Origin of the sequence: Pseudomonas sp. PWP3-1b2, assembly GCF_049896045.1 — a bacterium.
GTDB lineage: Bacteria > Pseudomonadota > Gammaproteobacteria > Pseudomonadales > Pseudomonadaceae > Aquipseudomonas > Aquipseudomonas antarctica_B.
Genome location: NZ_JAFCTN010000045.1, coordinates 17,350 through 36,527, shown reverse-complemented (window position 1 = coordinate 36,527; position 19,178 = coordinate 17,350). Strand labels below are relative to the sequence as shown.

The following is a 19,178-nucleotide window of genomic DNA, read 5'->3' as shown; positions in this document are numbered from 1 at the left end:
GCTTGCCCGCGATGGTCGTTAACGATAATGCAATCCGCCTGATTCTCCGCAGCGTCCTCAGGTTCATCGCGGGCAAGCCCGCTCCCACATTGATCGGGTTGCTTTTGAGTTTCAGTGCTCACGCTTTCGATTTACAACAACTCAGCGACCAACTGGCCAAGCCCACCGTCATCCACGGCGCCTTCACCCAGGAAAAACACCTGCGCGCCCTGCCCCAACCCTTGGTCAGCAAAGGCACTTTCGTGCTCGCCAAAGATCACGGCCTGCTGTGGCTGCTGAAAAACCCGCTGCAACAGGACTACCGCATCAGCGCCCAAGGCATCGCCCGACGCGACGCCAACGGCTGGCAATTGCTGCCGAACAAGAGCGCCGGCGCCGAGCAGAACCGGTTGTTCCTGGCGGTACTCCAGGGCGACAGCAGTGGCTTGCAGCGTGACTTCGAGCTGCACCTGCAAGGCGAAGCCAACGGCTGGAAGCTGACGCTGGTGCCGCGCTCGCTGTTGCTCAAGCAGGTCTTCACCCAAATCAATATCGATGGCGGCGAGCTGGTGCAGAACATCGAGCTGCTGGAAACCCAAGGCGACAGCACTGTATTGCGCATGCAGGACAGCACCGCCAGCCAAGCGTTGAGCGATTCGGAGAAGCACGACTTTGCCCAGTGAGCGCCTGATGCCGCGCCTGTTCCTTATCCTGCTGGTGGCCGTGCTGGCCCTGGCCGGCTGGCAATGGCGCCACGGTGCGCCGCTGTCGGCCAACCTGATGGAACTGGTGCCCGGCGACACGCCGGATGCCTTGGAACAGCAAGCCGAACAGCGCATGCAGGAACCGCTGAACCGCGAAATGCTGGTGCTGGTTGGGCATACCGACCGCCAGCAGGCGGTGACCGTGGCGCAGCAATTGGGCGAGCGCTGGCAGGCCAGCGGGCTGTTCGAAAAAGTGCAGTGGAACCTGCAAGCCGACTTGCCGGCACTGCGTGAGCAACTGCTGCGCGGGCGCCTGGCGATGCTCTCGGCCAAGGACCGCGAGCAACTCATCGATCACCCCGACGCCTTCATCCAACAGCGCGTGCAAGCGCTGTTCGACCCCTTCACCGGCTTCAGCCTGGTGCCGAGCCAGGATGACTGGCTGGGCCTCACCGGGCGTATCCAGAACAGCCAGCCGCAACACGGCTCGGTGCAGCTGGATATCGGCAGCGGCGCGTTGATCGCCGATGCCGACGGCAAAAGCTGGGTGCTGCTGCGCGCGCGCACCACCGGCAATGCCTTCGACATGAAACTGCCGCTGCAAGTGGCGGATTTGCTCAAGGCCAGCCGTGAGCAGGCAAGTGGGCAAGGCGCGCAATTGCTCGCCGCCAGTGGCTTGCTCTACGCCGCCAATGGTCAGCAACAAGCCACGCGAGAGATCACTTGGGTCGGCGGCGGCGCCACCCTTGGCATCCTGTTATTGCTGTTGCTCGCCTTCCGTCGCTGGCGCGTGTTGCTGGCGTTTGTACCGGTGCTGGTGGGCATGCTGTTTGGCGCGGTGGCCTGTGTGGCGCTGTTCGGCCATATGCATGTGATGACCCTGGTGCTGGGCTCCAGCCTCATCGGCGTGGCGGTGGATTACCCGCTGCACTATCTGTCGAAAAGCTGGAGCCTGCAGCCGTGGCGCAGCTGGCCGGCCTTGCGCCTGACGTTGCCGGGGCTGAGCCTGAGCCTGGCCACCAGCTGCATCGGTTACCTGGCGCTGGCCTGGACGCCGTTTCCGGCGCTGACGCAAATCGCGGTGTTCTCCGCCGCCGGCCTGGTCGGCGCCTACCTGTCCGCCGTGTGCCTGTTGCCCGCGCTACTCAAGGGCGTTGAGCTGCGCCCGGCGCAATGGCCGCTGCGCATCGCCGAATGCCTGTGGCTGCTGCGCGCCGCGTTGCTCAAGCGCGTGCCGAGCCCGGTGTTGTTGGCGTTGCTGTTGCTGTTCTGCGCCGGCGGCCTGTGGCACTTAAGCAGCAAAAACGATATTCGCCAATGGATCGGCGCGCCGCCGCAACTGCTGCAAGAAGCCCAGGCCGTGGCGCGCATTACCGGCTTCCAGCCCACCAGCCAGTTCTTCCTGGTGCGCGCCGACAACCAGCAACAGTTGCTGGAGCGTCAGGCCGCGCTGGGCCAGCGTCTGGATCAACTGGTGAACATGAACAAGCTGCAGGGTTACCTGGCGCTCAACCAATTGGTCAGCCTGCCCGCCGAGCAACAGCAACTGCGCGATGCGCTGAATAAACTGCCGCAATTCTGGCAACCGCTGCTGGACCTCGGCGTGCCCGCCAGCGCCTTGCAGGCCGAAGTGGCGCAACTGCAAGCGCTGCCCACCGAAGACATCGACGCGGCGCTGGTCGGCCCACTTGCCGAACCCTGGCGCACACTGTGGCTGGGCCCGGTGAACGGCGGCGTGGCGGCGATGGTCAGCCTGCAAGGCTTGAACAACCCGGCGCTGTTGCGCGTGCAGGCGCTGGATTTGCCCGGCGTGCAATTGGTCGATCGCCTTGGTGATTTGAACCGGGTGTTTGCCGACACGCAGATCAGCGCGGCCGAATTGAAGTTGATGTCGTGCGTGCTGATCGTGCTGCTGTTGATCCTGCCGTTCGGTGTCGGCGGCGCGTTGCGCATCGTCGCGCTGCCCTTGCTCGCCGCGCTGTGCAGCCTGGCGAGCCTCGGTTGGCTGGGCCAGCCACTCACGCTGTTCAGCCTGTTCGGCCTGCTGCTGGTCACGGCGATCAGCGTGGATTACGCGATACTGATGCGCGAACAGATCGGCGGCCCCGCCGTCAGCCTTTTAGGAACGCTGCTGGCGGCGCTGACGACCTGGTTGTCGTTTGGCCTGCTGGCGGTGTCGAGTACACCGGCCGTGAGTAATTTCGGCCTGTCGGTCAGCCTGGGCCTGGCTTTCAGCTTTATGCTGGCGCCATGGGCCGGGCAACAGAAGCACGCCTTATGAATGTGATTATCGCCAAAGTGGCAAGGAGCCCTCGTGCCCATAGTTGAAATGGAACGTCGCCAAGTAGTCGTGATCGGTGCCGGACCATCCGGTGCCATCGCGGCCGCGCTGTTAAAGCGCAATGGGCATGATGTATTGATTATCGAGCGCCAGCATTTCCCGCGGTTCTCGATTGGCGAAAGCCTGCTCTCGCACTGCATCGACTTCATCGAAGAAGCCGGCATGCTCGACGCTGTGCAAGCCGCCGGTTTCCAGGTGAAAACCGGCGCCGCGTTCGCCTGGGGCGAGCGCTACAGCGCGTTTGATTTCGGCGACACCTTCAGCAACGGCAAGCCGACTACCTTCCAGGTGCAGCGCGGCGAGTTCGACAAGTTGCTGGCTGACCAGGCCGCGTTGCAAGGCGTGGAGATTCGCTACGGCGAAACCATCATCGGCGTGGATTTCAGCGGTGAAAGCCGCTACCTGCATGTGCGCCGCGAGAACGGCAGCGAGTACCACCTCAAAGCCAAATTCGTACTCGACGCCAGCGGTTACGGCCGCGTGTTGCCGCGCTTGCTGGACCTGGACTTGCCATCGAACTTTCCAGTGCGCCAGGCGGTGTTCACGCATGTCGAAGATCACATCGAACACCCAGGCTTCGACCGCACCAAGATTCTCGTTACCACCCACCCGACGAAGCGCGATATCTGGTTCTGGACCATCCCGTTCAGTAACGGCCGCTGCTCGGTAGGTGTGGTCGCGGCCAAGGAGCATTTTGACGGCCGCGACGCCGACCTCGACGCCTGCCTGCGCGGTTTTATCGCGCAAACCCCAAGCCTGTCCCGCGTGCTGCAAAACGCCGTGTGGGATACCCCGGCGCGCACCATCGGCGGCTACGCAGCAAACGTCAAAACCCTGCACGGGCCGGGCTTTGCGCTGCTGGGCAATGCAGCGGAATTCCTGGACCCGGTGTTTTCCTCGGGCGTGACCATTGCCATGCGCTCAGCAAGCATGGCCGCCGGTCTGCTGCATCGTCAGCTCAAGGGTGAAACCGTGGACTGGCAAACCGAGTTTGCCGAGCCGCTGAAGCGTGGCGTCGACACCTTCCGTTGTTACGTGGAAGGCTGGTATGCCGGCACCTTCCAGGATGTGATTTTCCATCCGGGCAGCGCGCCGGAGATTCGCCGGATGATCAGCTCGATCCTCGCCGGTTACGCGTGGGATGAGCGCAACCCGTTTGTCAGCGAGCCGAAACGCCGGTTGCGCATGCTGTCGGAAATTTGTGCGGGTGAGCCGGTATGAGCAGTCAGTACCTGAGCAAAAACTACGTGGAAGAAACCAGATTCGGCCTCTGGTTTCTGCGCAGCCACACTTGGCAGCATCACGTGTTGCGCGTGGCAATCAACGACCTGCGCAGCCTGTTCACCGAGCCCTTGCCGGCCGCGCCGGTGCTGCTGGACGCAGGGTGCGGCCAGGGCAAATCGTTCCAGCTGTTGCAGCAGGTGTTTGCCCCAGCGCGCCTGATCGGCCTGGATGCCGACCCTCAAAGCCTGGTGTTGAGCAAAGCTGAAGCCGAGCGTCAGGGCCTCGCCATTGAGCTGATCGGCAGCGACTGCGCCACCCTCGACGTGCCGGACGCCAGCGTCGATATCCTGTTCTGCCACCAGACGTTCCACCATCTGGTGGAACAGCACCGCGCACTGCAAGAGTTCTACCGCGTGCTCAAGCCGGGCGGTTATTTGCTGTTTGCCGAATCCACCGAAGCCTACATCGACACCTGGGTGATTCGCTGGCTGTTCCGTCACCCGATGCACGTGCAAAAAAGCGCCGAGCAATACCTGGACATGCTCCGCGAGCAGGGCTTTGAATTCGGCCCGCAGAACGTCTCGTATCCCTACTTGTGGTGGAGCCGCTCCAGCGATTTTGGCCTGCTTGAACGCTTGGGCCTGCGCAACCCGCCGCCGGTGGGCCAGCGCGAAGAAACCCTGGTGAACTGCGTGGCACGCAAGCCTTTAACGAGCGCGGCGCCATGATGCGCCTGCTGCTGATGGGCTGCCTGTTGCTGTTGAGCGCCTGCGCCAGTTCGCCACCGCTGCCCGAGAAAACCCCAAGCCTGGCCCTGCCGATGCAGCTGCACGTGCAGCGCCGCGCAGACGGCCAGAGCCAGGACTGGCTGCTGGTGATCCAGCGCGAAGGCGGCGGCATTCGCTGGTCAATGATGGACCCGCTGGGCATTCCCCAGGCCCGGCAAAAGCTGATCAATGGGCAGTGGCAGGCCGATGGTTTGCTGCCGCCCAACCCGCAGGCGCGGGAATTGTTTGCCGCGCTGCTGTTCGCCCTGACGTCGGCGGATGACGTGCGCGCGCTGTACCCGAGCGCCCAAGCCAGGGACCTTACGCGCACGCTGCCGGGCCATTGGCAGATTGTGTATCAGTCCTCGCAAGTGTTCAGCGTGAACATGGCCGGGCAACCGTTGAGCTACCGCATCACGCCGCTGGGGGCCGCCCGATGACTGCCTATCTGAATGCACTCGGCGTGATTTGCGCACTGGGCCGAGGCCAGGCCGAGGTCAGCCGCAGCCTGTTTGCCGGCGACTGTTCCGGCATGCGCGCCGAAAGCGGCTGGGTGCCGGAGCGCGTGTTGCCGGTGGCGGGTGTACACGGCGAGCTGGCGACCATTCCTGGCGAGCTGAACCAGCAAAGCAGCCGCAACAACCAGTTGTTGCTCGAAGCCGCGTTGCAGATAGAAGCCCAGTTGCGCCAGGCGATCCACACCTACGGTGCGTCGCGGGTTGGCGTGGTGTTGGGCACCAGCACGTCGGGCATCGACGAAGCCAGCCGTGGCATCGCGCATTACCTGCGCGACAGCCGCTTCCCGGGCGACTACGACTACCAGCAACAGGAACTCAGCGCCCCGGCGAATTTCCTCGCCGACTGGCTGCAACTCAGCGGCCCGGCCTATGTGATTTCCACCGCTTGCACCTCCAGCGCGCGCGCACTGATGAGTGCCCAGCGCCTGCTGGACCTGGGCGTGTGCGATGCGGTGATCTGCGGCGGCGTCGACAGTTTGTGCAGGCTGACCCTCAACGGGTTCACCTCACTGGAAGCCGTGTCGAACGAGCGCTGCAACCCGTTTTCAGTGAACCGCAACGGCATCAATATCGGCGAAGCCGCCGTGCTGTTTCTCATGACCCAGACACCTGCACCGATTGCCCTGCTGGGCTGCGGCGCCAGTAGCGATGCGCACCATATTTCTGCGCCAGAGCCGACGGGCAAAGGCGCGCTGCTGGCGATGCGCAAGGCCCTGGCCAGCGCGAAGCTTGCGCCCGAGCAGATCGGTTACCTGAACCTGCACGGCACCGCGACCCAGCACAACGACGCGATGGAAAGCCTGGCCGTGGCCGACCTGTTCCCCCACGGCGTGGCCTGTTCGTCGACCAAGCCCATGAGCGGCCATACCCTGGGCGCCGCTGGCGCACTGGAAGCGGCATTCTGCTGGCTGAGCCTGGCCCACGGCGTGGTGCCGCCGCACGTATGGGACGGCGAGGCCGACCCGGCGCTGCCGGCGTTGCAATGGGCACACGCGGGTGACACCTTGAAAAAACCCTGCCTGATGAGCAACTCGTTTGCCTTCGGCGGCAATAACGTCAGCCTGATTATCGGAGAGGCCCCATGATCGCTTGGCCACTCGCCGAACTGCTGCCCCATGCCGGCGATATGATCCTGATTGATCAGGTGCTGTCGTTTGATGAAGAGCAGGTTCATACCCGCGCCACCATCAAGCCTGGCGGCCTGTTCAGCCGCGCCGACGGCAGCCTGCCAGCCTGGGTCGGCATTGAATTGATGGCGCAAAGCGTCGCCGCCTACGCCGGTTGCCGCGCACGCCAGAAAGGCGAAGCGGTGGAACTGGGTTTCCTGTTGGGCACACGTAAGTTCGAGTGCAACGTGGAACACTTCCCGGCCGGCGCCGAGCTGACGATCCACGGCCTGCGCTCCCTGGAAGACGACAACGGCATGGGTGTGTTCGAATGCCACATCACCGGCGACGGTATCCAGGCCAGCGCCCGCTTGAACGTATATCGACCGCCCCAGGCGGCCAACTATTTAGATGAATCGAAGGACCAAACGCCATGACTGAATCCGTACTGGTCACCGGCTCCAGCCGTGGCATCGGCCGCGCCATTGCCCTGCGCCTGGCCCAGGCCGGGCATGACATCGTGCTGCATTGCCGCAACGGTCGCAGCGAGGCCGACGCGGTGCAGGTCGAGATTGAAGCGCTCGGCAGCCAGGCGCGGGTGCTGCAGTTCGACGTGGCGGATCGCGCGGCGTGCAAGGAAATCCTGGAAGCCGATGTTGAAGCGCACGGCGCTTACTACGGCGTGGTGCTCAACGCGGGTTTGACCCGTGACGGGGCCTTCCCGGCCTTGTCGGAAGACGATTGGGACGTGGTGATGCGCACCAACCTCGACGGTTTTTACAACGTGCTGCACCCGGTGATGATGCCGATGATCCGGCGTCGCGCCGCCGGGCGCATCGTGTGCATCACGTCGGTTTCCGGATTGATCGGCAACCGTGGACAGGTCAACTACAGCGCGTCGAAGGCCGGTTTGATCGGCGCGGCCAAGGCGCTGGCGATCGAGTTGGGCAAGCGCAAGATCACCGTCAACTGCGTCGCGCCGGGCTTGATCGACACGGCCATGCTGGATGAAAACGTGCCGGTGGAAGAGCTGATGAAGATGATTCCCGCGCAACGCATGGGCACGCCGGAAGAAGTGGCAGGCGCGGTGAATTTCCTGATGTCGGCTGAAGCGGGCTATATCACCCGCCAGGTCCTGGCCGTTAACGGAGGCCTGTGCTGATGAAACGCGTCGTCGTTACCGGCATGGCCGGCATGACCTCATTGGGCAGCGACTGGGCGACCATTTCGGCCAACTTCCGCGCCAACCGCAGCGGCATTCGCCGCATGGACGAGTGGGACCGTTTTACCGAATTGAACACGCGCCTGGCCGGGCCCATCGACGACTTCGTGGTGCCCGCGCACTGGACGCGCAAGCAATTGCGCAGCATGGGCCGCGTCTCGCGCCTGGCAGTGTGGGCGGCGGAGCAAGCGCTGAAAGACGCTGGCTTGCTCGGTGACGCGTCGATCAAGGACGGGCGCATGGGCGTGGCCTGTGGCTCATCCACCGGCAGTACGGACGAGATCAAGGCGTTCGGCAATATGCTGCTGAACTCGGTGGCCGAGGGGCTGAATGCCAACTCCTATGTGCGCATGATGCCGCACACCACAGCGGCGAATATCAGCATCTTTTTTGGCCTGACCGGGCGGCTGATCCCGACGTCCAGCGCTTGCACCAGCGGTAGCCAGGGCATCGGTTATGCCTACGAGGCGATCAAGTTCGGGCGCCTGCCGTTGATGCTCGCCGGCGGCGCCGAAGAGCTGTGCCCCACCGAAGCCATGGTGTTCGACGCGCTGTACGCCACCAGCCTGAAAAATGACGCGCCGCAGACCAGCCCACGCCCGTACGACAGCGGCCGCGATGGCCTGGTGATCGGCGAAGGCGGCGGCATGCTGGTGCTCGAAGAGTTGGAACACGCCTTGGCGCGCGGTGCGCATATCCACGCCGAGCTGGTGGGTTTCGGCAGCAATGCCGACGGCCAGCACACCACCCGCCCGGAACAGAAAACCATGCGCCGCGCGATGGAACTGGCCCTGGAAGACGCCGGGCTTGAGCCTTGCGCCATCGGTTACGTCAACGGCCATGGCACCGCCACCGACCAGGGCGACATCGCGGAGACGCTGGCCACCAGTAGCCTGTTTGGTAGTCGCATGCCACTCAGTTCGCAGAAAAGCTTTCTGGGCCACACCCTCGGTGCCTGCGGGGCGCTGGAGTCGTGGTTCAGCATCGAGATGATGAACAGCGACCGCTACGTGCACACCTTCAACCTTGATTCAGTCGACCCGCAGTGCGGCGAGCTGGATTACCTGCAAGGTGGCTTTCGCGAGATGCACAACGATTACGTGATGAACAACAATTTTGCCTTTGGCGGCGTCAACACGTCGCTGATTTTCCGCCGCTGGTCCTGAACGTTTATTTAATTGGAGAAAACGGAATGTCTTCCTTGCTACGCGCCACCCTGATCACCCTGGCCCTGCTGACCACCGCCGGTTGCACCAGCAAACCGGTACTCAACACCCAGCACGAGCTGGCGGCAAACACCCAGGCCAGCGAAGAACAAATGAAACAGGTCATCGTTACCACCCTGCAAAAACGCGAGTGGGCCGTGCAACGCCTGAGCCCGCAGTTGGTGCAAGCCGACATCACCGTGCGCGGCCAGTTCTACGCCGCCATCGACATCCGCTACACCCGCAACAGCTACGCCATCACCTACCGCGACAGCCGCGACCTGGGCTACAAGGACGGCAAAATCCACCGCAACTACAACCGCTGGATCAGCATGCTGGATCGCGACATCCTCGCGGCGCTGCGCAACAGTGGCTCAGCGGCGCAGAACTGAAGCACGCCGCTCTGTGGCGAGCGGGCTTGTTGTGGCGAGCGGGCTTGCCCCGCGTTGGGCTGCGAAGCGGCCCCAGAATCCTTAGATCGTAAACGGTCTAGAGGAACGCAGAGATCCTATTGGGGCTGCTGCGCAGCCCAACGCGGGGCAAGCCCGCTCGCCACAACAGGCCCGCTTGCCACCAATAAATCCACAAATGCCTTAGCCATCGGGGTTTGCGCGCCCTTGCGCTGCACCAGCCAGACCGAGGTGACCGCCTCTTGATCGAGCAAGGTGCGGTACACCACGCCGTCGATGCGGATGCGTTGGTACGACGCCGGCAATACCGACACGCCGAGCCCCGCCGCCACCAGGCCGATGATGGTCATCGCCTCACCGGCTTCCTGGGCGAAGCGCGGGCTGAAGCCGGCGTCGCGGGCCAGGTTGATCAATTGGGCATAGAGGCCGCTGCCGTAGGAGCGTGGGAAAAACACAAACGGCTCCTCGGCCAATTGCGCCAGGTGCAAACCGCGTTCGGTGCCTTCGACCATCGGGTGGCCCGCGCTCAATACGGCAACCAAGGGCTCGCGCATCAGTTCAACGACGCTCAGCGAGTCCGGCAATGGCAACGGACGCATCAGGCCGACCTGGATCGACTCATCCACCAGCGATTCGGCCACTTCGGTGCTGCTCATTTCCTGCAAACTCAGGTGCACCGCCGGGAAGGCCTGGCGAAAGGCGAAGATCGCCTGGGGGATACTGGCGTTGAACGGCGCCGACGAGGTAAAGCCAATCTTCAGCTCGCCCAACTCTCCCAACTGCGCCCGCCGCGCTACGTCCGCCGCCTTGTCGACCTGAGCCAGCACCAGGCGCGCCTCGTGCAGGAACAGCCGCCCCGCCTCGCTCAGCTCAACCCGACGATTGGTGCGCTCAAACAAACGCGCGCCCACGTGTTGCTCAAGGGCCTGAATCTGCTGACTCAACGGCGGTTGCGAGATGCCCAGCACTTGGGCGGCGCGACCGAAGTGCAGTTCTTCGGCGACGGCGATGAAGTAGCGCAGGTGACGTAATTCCATGCAAGCCTCATTAGGTCGTAAAACCTATCAAACAGGTCGAACAATATATTGGAAAGAATCATTAGCCAGCTATATTCTTTTTTGCAGTGCCAGTCCTGGCCGGCTTTTCCTCGCCGAGGTCCCCGTGAAATCTGCTGTCGCGCCACTCGCTCAAGAAGTCCCGCCCACCGCCCTGGATGAGGTGGTGGCCCAGCTCAACGAGCAGTACATCGAAAAAGGCACGCCGATGTTCATGCGCACGGTGCTGGCGCTGTTTTCCGGCGGCTTTGCCACGTTCGCTTTGCTGTATTGCGTGCAGCCAATGATGCCGGCGCTGTCCCACGAGTTTTCCATCAACGCCGCGCAGAGCAGCCTGATTTTGTCGGTGTCCACGGCGATGCTGGCGCTGGGCTTGCTGATCACCGGGCCGATTTCCGACCGCCTGGGGCGCAAGCCGGTGATGGTCTGCGCGCTGTTCTGCGCGGCGCTCGCCACCATCGCCAGCGGCCTGATGCCAACGTGGGAAGGCATTCTGTTCATGCGCGCACTGGTGGGCCTGTCGCTGAGCGGGCTGGCCGCCGTGGCGATGACGTACCTGAGTGAAGAGATCCACCCGCAACACATCGGCCTGGCCATGGGCCTGTACATCGGCGGCAACGCGATCGGCGGCATGAGCGGGCGCTTGATCATCGGTGTGCTGATCGACTTCGTCAGCTGGCACACCGCAATGCTGATCATCGGCGCACTGGCGCTGATCGCCGCCACGGTGTTCTGGAAGATCCTGCCCGAATCGCGCAACTTCCGCGCCAGCAGCCTCAAGCCACGCAACCTGATAGATGGCTTTGTCATGCACTTCAAGGACGCGGGCCTGCCGTGGTTATTCCTCGAAGCCTTCCTGCTGATGGGCGCGTTCGTCACGATGTTCAACTACATCGGCTATCGCCTGCTGGCGGCACCCTACGACCTGAGCCAGGCCGTGGTGGGCCTGTTGTCGCTGGTGTACCTCTCGGGCATCTACAGCTCGGCGAAAATCGGCTCGCTGGCCGACCGCCTCGGCCGCCGCCGCGTGTTGTGGTGCACCATTGTGCTGATGCTCGCCGGTATAAGCCTGACCCTGCTCACGCCGCTGTGGCTGGTGGTGCCGGGCATGCTGATCTTCACCTTCGGCTTCTTCGGCGCTCACTCGGTAGCGAGTAGCTGGATCGGCAGGCGCGCGGTGAAGGCGAAGGGGCAGGCGTCGTCGTTGTACTTGTTCTGCTATTACGCGGGGTCGAGTGTTGCGGGGACGGCGGGCGGGTTCTTCTGGCACTTCGCGGGCTGGAACGGGATTGGTGGATTTATCGTGGCGTTGTTGATTGGCGCGTTGTTGGTGGCGTTGAGGTTGGCGAAGTTGGCGCCGTTGGGGAATGTGCAGGCCTGAGGCGGTCCTGCTTTTAATGTGGGAGCTGGCTTGCCTGCGATGGCTGTAGTGAATTCACTATTGTCATCGCAGGCAAGCCAGCTCCCACATTTTGAAGTGTGTTCAGCCATGAAAAAGCCCGGCGTCTGCCGGGCTTTTTTAGTTACTCGTGGTACTGCGCGGACAGTTCGTGCACCGCCTGCAGGAACGCACCGGCATGCTCAGGGTTCACTTCCGGGGTGATGCCATGGCCGAGGTTGAACACGTGGCCGGTGCCTTTGCCGTAGCTGGCGAGGATGCGGCCGACTTCGGTGCGGATCGCTTCGGGCTTGGCGTACAGCACGGTCGGGTCCATATTGCCTTGCAGCGCGACGCGGTTGCCCACGCGCTGGCGGGCTTCGCCCAGGTCGCAGGTCCAGTCCAGGCCGAGTGCGTCCGCGCCAGCATCGGCGATGGTTTCCAGCCACAGGCCGCCGCCCTTGGTGAACATGATGACCGGCACTTTGCGGCCTTCATGTTCGCGGATCAGGCCGCTGACGATTTTGCGCATGTAGGCCAGGGAGAACTCCTGATACGCCGCCGACGACAGGTTGCCGCCCCAGGTATCGAAGATCTGCACCGCCTGCGCACCGGCCATAATCTGGCCGTTGAGGTAGCTGGTGACCGACTGCGCCAGTTTATCCAGCAGCAGGTGCATGGCCTGCGGGTTGTCGTAGAGCATGGCCTTGGTCTTGCGGAAGTCTTTCGACGAGCCGCCTTCGACCATGTAGGTGGCCAGGGTCCATGGGCTGCCGGAGAAGCCGATCAGCGGCACGCGGCCATTGAGTTCGCGACGGATGGTGCTGACGGCGTCCATCACGTAGCCCAGGTCTTTATGCGGATCGGGAATCGGCAGGGCTTCGATGTCGGCCAAGGTGCTGACGACCTTCTTGAAACGCGGGCCTTCGCCGGTTTCAAAGTACAGCCCTTGGCCCATGGCGTCAGGGATGGTCAGGATGTCGGAAAAAAGGATGGCCGCGTCCAGTTGCGGGTAGCGGTCCAGCGGCTGCATCGTGACTTCGCAGGCGAACTCCGGGTTCATGCACAGGCTCATGAAGTCACCGGCGTTGGCGCGACTGGCGCGGTATTCCGGCAGATAGCGACCGGCTTGGCGCATCATCCACACGGGGGTGACGTCCACTGGCTGCTTGAGCAGGGCACGAAGGAAACGGTCGTTCTTGAGGGCAGTCATGTCGGCATCCGCAAAAAAAGTGCGGGCATTTTCTCAGAGCGCGACGCAAAAGGCACGGAATGCGCCGTGCCTTTTGTCTATCGGGTTGATTTGCAGCAATGTCTTGAACACGCTGGAAACCAATGTGGGAGCTGGCTTGCCTGCGATTGCGGTGGATCAGTCGATACATCCTGTGACTGTTACACCGCTATCGCAGGCAAGCCAGCTCCCACATTTTGATCCCATTTCAATCAGGGATCAGGACTAGACCTGCAGGTAATCCAGGATCCCTTCGGCGGCGTTACGGCCTTCGAAGATCGCCGTCACCACCAGGTCAGAACCGCGAACCATGTCGCCACCGGCGAAGATTTTCGGGTTGCTGGTCTGGTGTTTGTACTGGCCCTGTTCCGGGGCTACGACGCGGCCCTGGCTGTCGGTCTGGATTTCAAACTGCTCAAACCACGGCGCCGGGCTTGGGCGGAAACCGAAGGCGATCACTACAGCGTCAGCCGGGATGATTTCTTCGGAGCCCGGGATCGGCTCGGGGCTGCGACGGCCGCGGGCGTCCGGCTCGCCGAGACGGGTCTCGACGACTTTCACGCCTTCAACGCGGTCTTCACCGACGATGGCGATCGGCTGGCGGTTGTAGAGGAATCGCACGCCTTCTTCCTTGGCGTTCTTTACCTCTTTGCGCGAGCCGGGCATGTTCGCTTCGTCACGACGATAGGCACAGATCACCGACTTGGCGCCCTGGCGAATCGAGGTGCGGTTGCAGTCCATCGCCGTGTCGCCACCGCCCAGAACCACAACCTTTTTGCCTTTCATGTCGACGAAATCTTCCGGCGACTTTTCAAAGCCCAGGTTGCGGTTGACGTTGGCGATCAGGAAATCCAACGCGTCATACACGCCTGGCAGGTCTTCACCGGCAAAGCCGCCCTTCATGTAGGTGTAGGTGCCCATGCCCATGAACACGGCATCGTATTCGGCGAGCAGTTGCTCCATGGTGATGTCTTTACCGATCTCGGTATTGAGGCGGAACTCGATGCCCATGCCGGTGAACACTTCACGACGGTTGCTCAGTACGGTTTTTTCCAGCTTGAACTCGGGGATGCCGAAGGTCAGCAGGCCGCCGATTTCCGGGTTCTTGTCGAACACCACCGGGGTTACGCCGCCACGCACCAGCACGTCGGCGCAGCCCAGGCCCGCCGGGCCGGCGCCGATGATAGCGACGCGCTTGCCGGTCGGCTTGACCTTGGACATGTCCGGGCGCCAGCCCATGGCGAACGCGGTGTCGGTGATGTACTTCTCCACCGAACCGATGGTCACCGCACCGAAGCCATCGTTGAGGGTGCAGGCACCTTCACACAGACGGTCTTGCGGGCACACCCGGCCGCAGACTTCCGGCAGGGTGTTGGTCTGGTGCGACAGCTCGGCGGCGGCGAGGATGTTGCCCTCGGCCACCAATTTGAGCCAGTTGGGAATGAAGTTGTGCACCGGGCACTTCCATTCGCAATACGGGTTACCGCACCCCAGGCAGCGGTGGGCCTGGTCGGCCGAGTGCTGGGGTTTGAAGGGTTCGTAGATTTCCACGAACTCTTTCTTGCGTTGACGCAACAGTTTCTTCTTCGGATCTTTGCGCCCGACATCGATGAACTGGAAGTCGTTATTCAGACGTTCAGCCATGTTAAAACCTCATCAAACTGTTCAGGCGCCTATCACTGCGGATTGGCACGGATGCTGGAAAGCAACGATTTCAGGTTGGCAGCCTTGGGCTTGACCAGCCAGAAACGGCGCAGGTAATCGTCGAGGTTTTCAGCGAGGTTACGGCCCCATTCGCTGTTTGTTTCCTCGACGTACTCGTCCAGCACGTGCTGCAGGTGGTTGCGGTAGGATTCCATGGCTTCGCCGCTGATCCGCTGGATCTCGACCAACTCGTGGTTGACCTTGTCGACGAAGGTGTTGTCCTGGTCGAGCACGTAGGCGAAACCGCCGGTCATGCCCGAACCGAAGTTGTAACCGGTCTTGCCCAATACCGCGACAAAGCCACCGGTCATGTACTCGCAGCAGTGATCGCCAGTGCCTTCCACAACGGTGTGAGCACCGGAGTTACGCACGGCGAACCGCTCACCGGCAGTGCCGGCGGCGAACAACTTGCCACCGGTGGCGCCGTACAAGCAGGTGTTGCCGATGATGGCGCTGTCCTGGGTCTTGTACACGCTGCCAACTGGCGGAACGATCACCAGCTTGCCGCCGGTCATGCCCTTGCCCACGTAGTCGTTGGCGTCGCCTTCGAGGTACATGTGCAGGCCGCCGGCGTTCCACACGCCAAAGCTCTGGCCCGCAGTACCCTTGAAGCGGAAGGTGATTGGCGCTTTCGCCATGCCCTGGTTGCCGTGCTTGCGCGCGATTTCGCCGGAGACGCGTGCGCCGATGGAACGGTCGCAGTTGCAGATATCCAGAGCGAATTCGCCACCGCTGGCCTCAAAGATCGAAGAGCCGGCCATGTCGACCATCTTCTCGGCCAGCAGGCCTTTGTCGAACGGCGGGTTGCGATCAACCTGGCAGAATTGAGGCTTGTCTGCCGGGATGTGATCGCTGCCGAGCAGCGGCGTCAGGTCCAGGTGTTGTTGCTTGGCGGTCTGGCCTTCGAGAATGTCGAGCAGGTCAGTACGGCCGATCAGTTCTTCCAGCGAACGCACGCCCAGCTTCGCCAGCCACTCACGGGTTTCTTCGGCGACATAGGTGAAGAAATTCACCACCATGTCGACGGTGCCGATGTAGTGATCCTTGCGCAGTTTTTCGTTCTGAGTCGCGACGCCGGTGGCGCAGTTGTTCAGGTGGCAGATGCGCAAATATTTGCAGCCCAGGGCGATCATTGGCGCGGTGCCGAAGCCGAAGCTTTCGGCGCCGAGGATCGCGGCCTTGATCACGTCGAGGCCGGTTTTCAGGCCGCCGTCGGTTTGTACCCGAACCTTGCCGCGCAGGTCGTTGCCGCGCAGGGTCTGGTGGGTTTCGGCCAGGCCGAGTTCCCACGGTGCGCCAGCGTACTTGATGGAGGTCAGCGGCGAAGCGCCGGTGCCGCCGTCGTAGCCGGAGATGGTGATCAGGTCGGCATAGGCCTTCGCCACACCGGCGGCGATGGTGCCTACGCCGGCTTCCGCGACCAGTTTCACCGAGACCAGCGCCTGCGGGTTGACTTGTTTAAGGTCGAAAATCAGCTGCGACAAATCTTCAATCGAATAGATGTCGTGGTGCGGAGGTGGCGAAATCAGCGTCACGCCCGGCACTGCGTAACGCAGCTTGGCGATCAGGCCGTTGACCTTGCCGCCTGGCAGCTGGCCGCCTTCACCGGGCTTGGCGCCCTGAGCAACCTTGATCTGCAGCACTTCGGCGTTGACCAGGTATTCCGGGGTCACACCGAAACGGCCAGTGGCCACCTGCTTGATTTTCGAGCTTTTGATGGTGCCGTAGCGCGCCGGGTCTTCGCCGCCTTCGCCGGAGTTGGAACGCGCACCCAGGCGGTTCATGGCTTCGGCCAGGGCTTCGTGGGCCTCAGGCGACAGTGCGCCGAGGGAAATACCGGCGGAGTCGAAGCGCTTGAGGATCGATTCCAGCGGCTCGATTTCGCTGATGGCCAGCGGCGTGTCCAGGGTTTTCACCTTGAACAGGTCGCGGATCATCGACACCGGGCGGTTATCCACCAGCGCGGTGTATTCCTTGAACTTGGCGTAGTCGCCCTGCTGCACGGCGGCTTGCAGGGTGTTGACCACATCCGGGTTGTACGCGTGGTATTCGCCACCGTGCACGAACTTCAGCAGGCCGCCTTGCTGGATCGGCTTGCGCGCGCTCCAGGCTTCGGCGGCCAGGGCTTTCTGCTCGGCTTCGATGTCGACAAAACGCGCGCCCTTGATACGGCTTGGCACGCCACGGAAGCTCAAATCGCAAACTTCTTCGGACAAGCCGATGGCTTCGAACAGCTGCGCGCCACGGTACGAGGTGACCGTGGAGATGCCCATCTTCGACAGGATCTTCAACAGGCCCTTGGTGATGCCCTTGCGGTAGTTCTTGAACACCTCATAGAGGTCGCCCAGCACTTCACCGGTACGGATCAGGTCGCCCAGCACTTCGTACGCGAGGAACGGGTACACCGCCGAGGCGCCAAAACCGATCAACACCGCAAAGTGGTGCGGGTCCCGGGCGGTGGCGGTTTCGACGAGGATGTTGGAGTCGCAACGCAGGCCTTTTTCGGTCAGGCGGTGGTGTACCGCGCCGGTGGCCAGGGATGCGTGGATCGGCAGTTTGCCGGGCGCGATGTGGCGGTCGGTCAATACGATCTGGGTGCGACCGGCGCGCACAGCTTCTTCGGCCTGGTCGGCGACGTTACGCACAGCGGCTTCAAGGCCGAGGCTCTCATCGTAGTTCAGGTCGATGATCTGGCGGTCAAAGCCCGGGCGATCCAGGGTCATCAACGAGCGCCACTTGGCCGGGGACACCACAGGCGAGCTGAGGATCACGCGGGACGCGTGCTCCGGCGATTCCTGGAAGATGTTGCGCTCGGCACCGAGGCACACTTCCAGGGACATCACGATGGCTTCGCGCAATGGGTCGATCGGTGGGTTGGTCACCTGGGCGAACTGCTGGCGGAAATAGTCGTACGGCGTGCGCACGCGCTGGGACAGCACGGCCATTGGCGTGTCATCGCCCATGGAGCCGACGGCCTCATAGCCTTGCTCGCCGAGCGGACGCAGCACCTGGTCGCGCTCCTCGAACGTGACCTGATACATCTTCATGTATTGCTTGAGCTGTTCGACGTCGTAGAACGCCGAACCGTGGTCATTGTCTTCCATGGTCGCCTGGATGCGCAGGGCGTTCTTGCGCAGCCATTGCTTGTACGGGTGACGGGACTTCAAGCGGTTATCGATGGCGTCGGTGTCGAGGATCTGACCGGTTTCGGTGTCCACGGCGAGGATCTGGCCAGGGCCTACGCGGCCTTTGGCGATGACGTCTTCTGGCTTGTAGTCCCACACGCCGATTTCCGACGCCAGGGTGATGAAACCGTTAGTGGTAGTAACCCAACGCGCCGGGCGCAGACCGTTACGGTCGAGCAGGCACACCGCGTAGCGGCCGTCGGTCATGACCACACCGGCCGGGCCGTCCCACGGTTCCATGTGCATCGAGTTGTACTCGTAGAACGCACGCAGGTCCGGGTCCATGGTTTCGACGTTCTGCCACGCTGGCGGAATGATCATGCGCACGCCACGGAACAGGTCGATGCCGCCGGTCACCATCAGTTCGAGCATGTTGTCCATGCTGGAGGAGTCGGAACCCACGCGGTTAACCAGCGGGCCGAGTTCTTCCAGGTCCATCAAGTCGTTGGCGAACTTGGTGCGACGGGCCACGGCCCAGTTGCGGTTGCCGGTGATGGTGTTGATCTCGCCGTTGTGGGCGAGGAAGCGGAATGGCTGAGCCAGCGGCCATTTCGGCAGGGTGTTGGTGGAGAAGCGCTGGTGGAACACGCAGATAGCGGTTTGCAGGCGCTCATCTTTAAGGTCTGGATAGAAGGCGGTCAAATCCGCCGGCATCATCAGGCCTTTATAAATGATGGTTTTGTGCGAAAAGCTGCAGATGTAGTGGTCGGTGTCGGCGGCGTTGGACACAGACGAGCGACGGCGCGAGGTGAACAGCTTGATCGCCATGTCCTGGTCGCTGAGGCCGTCACCGGCGATGAACACTTGTTCGATCTGCGGCAGGCGCTCCAGGGCCAGGCGGCCGAGCACGCTGGTGTCGATCGGCACTTTGCGCCAGCCAACCAGTTGCAGGCCGGCAGCCTCGATTTCGCGATTCATGTTTTCGCGAGCGGCTTCAGCTTTTACCGGGTCCTGGTTGAAGAACACCATGCCCACGGCGTACTGCTTGGGCAGGTCGGCAGCAAAATGCTCTTTGGCAATGGCGCGCAGGAACTGGTCGGGCTTTTGAATCAGCAAGCCACAACCGTCACCGGTCTTGCCGTCGGCGTTGATCCCACCGCGGTGGGTCATGCAGGTCAGGGCCTCGATGGCCGTTTGCAAAAGGGTATG

15 protein-coding genes are annotated in these 19,178 nt (G+C 62.6%); 11 read left to right on the top strand and 4 right to left on the bottom strand.

What is annotated here, in order from left to right; translation table 11 throughout:
• The first annotated feature begins 11 nt into the window (after positions 1-11).
• From ACP7A2_RS22920 to ACP7A2_RS22875, 10 genes are read left to right on the top strand one after another with little or no spacing between them, the layout of a single operon-like run.
• Entirely contained in the window at positions 12-662 is a 651-nt protein-coding gene (locus ACP7A2_RS22920; protein WP_426136082.1) for an outer membrane lipoprotein carrier protein LolA, read from the top strand.
• Complete coding sequence (locus ACP7A2_RS22915; RefSeq protein ID WP_426136069.1) at positions 652-2,964, top strand: MMPL family transporter; 2,313 nt, start codon at positions 652-654, stop codon at positions 2,962-2,964. Before ACP7A2_RS22920 ends, ACP7A2_RS22915 begins: the two co-directional genes overlap by 11 nt.
• A 33-nt stretch (positions 2,965-2,997) precedes the next feature.
• A complete protein-coding gene (locus tag ACP7A2_RS22910) occupies positions 2,998-4,245 on the top strand; it encodes an NAD(P)/FAD-dependent oxidoreductase (protein ID WP_426136068.1) in 1,248 nt (415 codons plus the stop codon).
• Positions 4,242-4,976 (top strand): class I SAM-dependent methyltransferase, encoded by a 735-nt coding sequence (locus ACP7A2_RS22905; RefSeq protein ID WP_426136067.1) that lies wholly within the window; start codon positions 4,242-4,244, stop codon positions 4,974-4,976. Before ACP7A2_RS22910 ends, ACP7A2_RS22905 begins: the two co-directional genes overlap by 4 nt.
• On the top strand, positions 4,973-5,455 hold the full coding sequence (locus ACP7A2_RS22900) for a hypothetical protein (protein ID WP_426136066.1): 483 nt from the start codon (positions 4,973-4,975) through the stop codon (positions 5,453-5,455). The genes ACP7A2_RS22905 and ACP7A2_RS22900 overlap by 4 nt, the downstream gene beginning before the upstream one ends.
• Positions 5,452-6,618: a beta-ketoacyl-[acyl-carrier-protein] synthase family protein gene (locus ACP7A2_RS22895; protein ID WP_426136065.1), complete on the top strand. Its 1,167-nt coding sequence runs from the start codon at positions 5,452-5,454 to the stop codon at positions 6,616-6,618. Before ACP7A2_RS22900 ends, ACP7A2_RS22895 begins: the two co-directional genes overlap by 4 nt.
• A complete protein-coding gene (locus ACP7A2_RS22890) occupies positions 6,615-7,076 on the top strand; it encodes a hotdog family protein (RefSeq protein WP_426136064.1) in 462 nt (153 codons plus the stop codon). The genes ACP7A2_RS22895 and ACP7A2_RS22890 overlap by 4 nt, the downstream gene beginning before the upstream one ends.
• Positions 7,073-7,801: a 3-oxoacyl-ACP reductase FabG gene (fabG, locus tag ACP7A2_RS22885; protein WP_426136063.1), complete on the top strand. Its 729-nt coding sequence runs from the start codon at positions 7,073-7,075 to the stop codon at positions 7,799-7,801. The genes ACP7A2_RS22890 and fabG overlap by 4 nt, the downstream gene beginning before the upstream one ends.
• Positions 7,801-9,027 (top strand): beta-ketoacyl-ACP synthase, encoded by a 1,227-nt coding sequence (locus ACP7A2_RS22880; protein WP_426136062.1) that lies wholly within the window; start codon positions 7,801-7,803, stop codon positions 9,025-9,027. Before fabG ends, ACP7A2_RS22880 begins: the two co-directional genes overlap by 1 nt.
• Positions 9,028-9,053: 26 nt before the next feature.
• A complete protein-coding gene (locus ACP7A2_RS22875) occupies positions 9,054-9,458 on the top strand; it encodes a hypothetical protein (RefSeq protein WP_426136061.1) in 405 nt (134 codons plus the stop codon).
• 116 nt (positions 9,459-9,574) lie between these two features.
• On the opposite strand, the gene ACP7A2_RS22870 is transcribed toward ACP7A2_RS22875, so the two are convergent.
• Positions 9,575-10,513 (bottom strand): LysR substrate-binding domain-containing protein, encoded by a 939-nt coding sequence (locus ACP7A2_RS22870; RefSeq protein ID WP_426136060.1) that lies wholly within the window; start codon positions 10,511-10,513, stop codon positions 9,575-9,577.
• A gap of 124 nt (positions 10,514-10,637) precedes the next feature.
• Here ACP7A2_RS22870 and ACP7A2_RS22865 point away from each other — a divergent pair, with 124 nt between their 5' ends.
• Entirely contained in the window at positions 10,638-11,912 is a 1,275-nt protein-coding gene (locus ACP7A2_RS22865; RefSeq protein ID WP_426136059.1) for an MFS transporter, read from the top strand.
• 142 nt (positions 11,913-12,054) lie between these two features.
• On the opposite strand, the gene hemE is transcribed toward ACP7A2_RS22865, so the two are convergent.
• The 3 genes from hemE to gltB form a co-directional block, all read right to left on the bottom strand.
• Complete coding sequence (gene hemE / locus ACP7A2_RS22860) at positions 12,055-13,122, bottom strand: uroporphyrinogen decarboxylase (RefSeq protein ID WP_375066903.1); 1,068 nt, start codon at positions 13,120-13,122, stop codon at positions 12,055-12,057.
• A 243-nt stretch (positions 13,123-13,365) separates the two neighbouring features.
• Complete coding sequence (locus ACP7A2_RS22855) at positions 13,366-14,784, bottom strand: FAD-dependent oxidoreductase (protein WP_426136058.1); 1,419 nt, start codon at positions 14,782-14,784, stop codon at positions 13,366-13,368.
• Positions 14,785-14,816: 32 nt separating this feature from the next.
• The coding region (gene gltB, locus ACP7A2_RS22850; protein ID WP_426136057.1) for a glutamate synthase large subunit at positions 14,817-19,178 on the bottom strand (4,362 nt) is incomplete at its 5' end.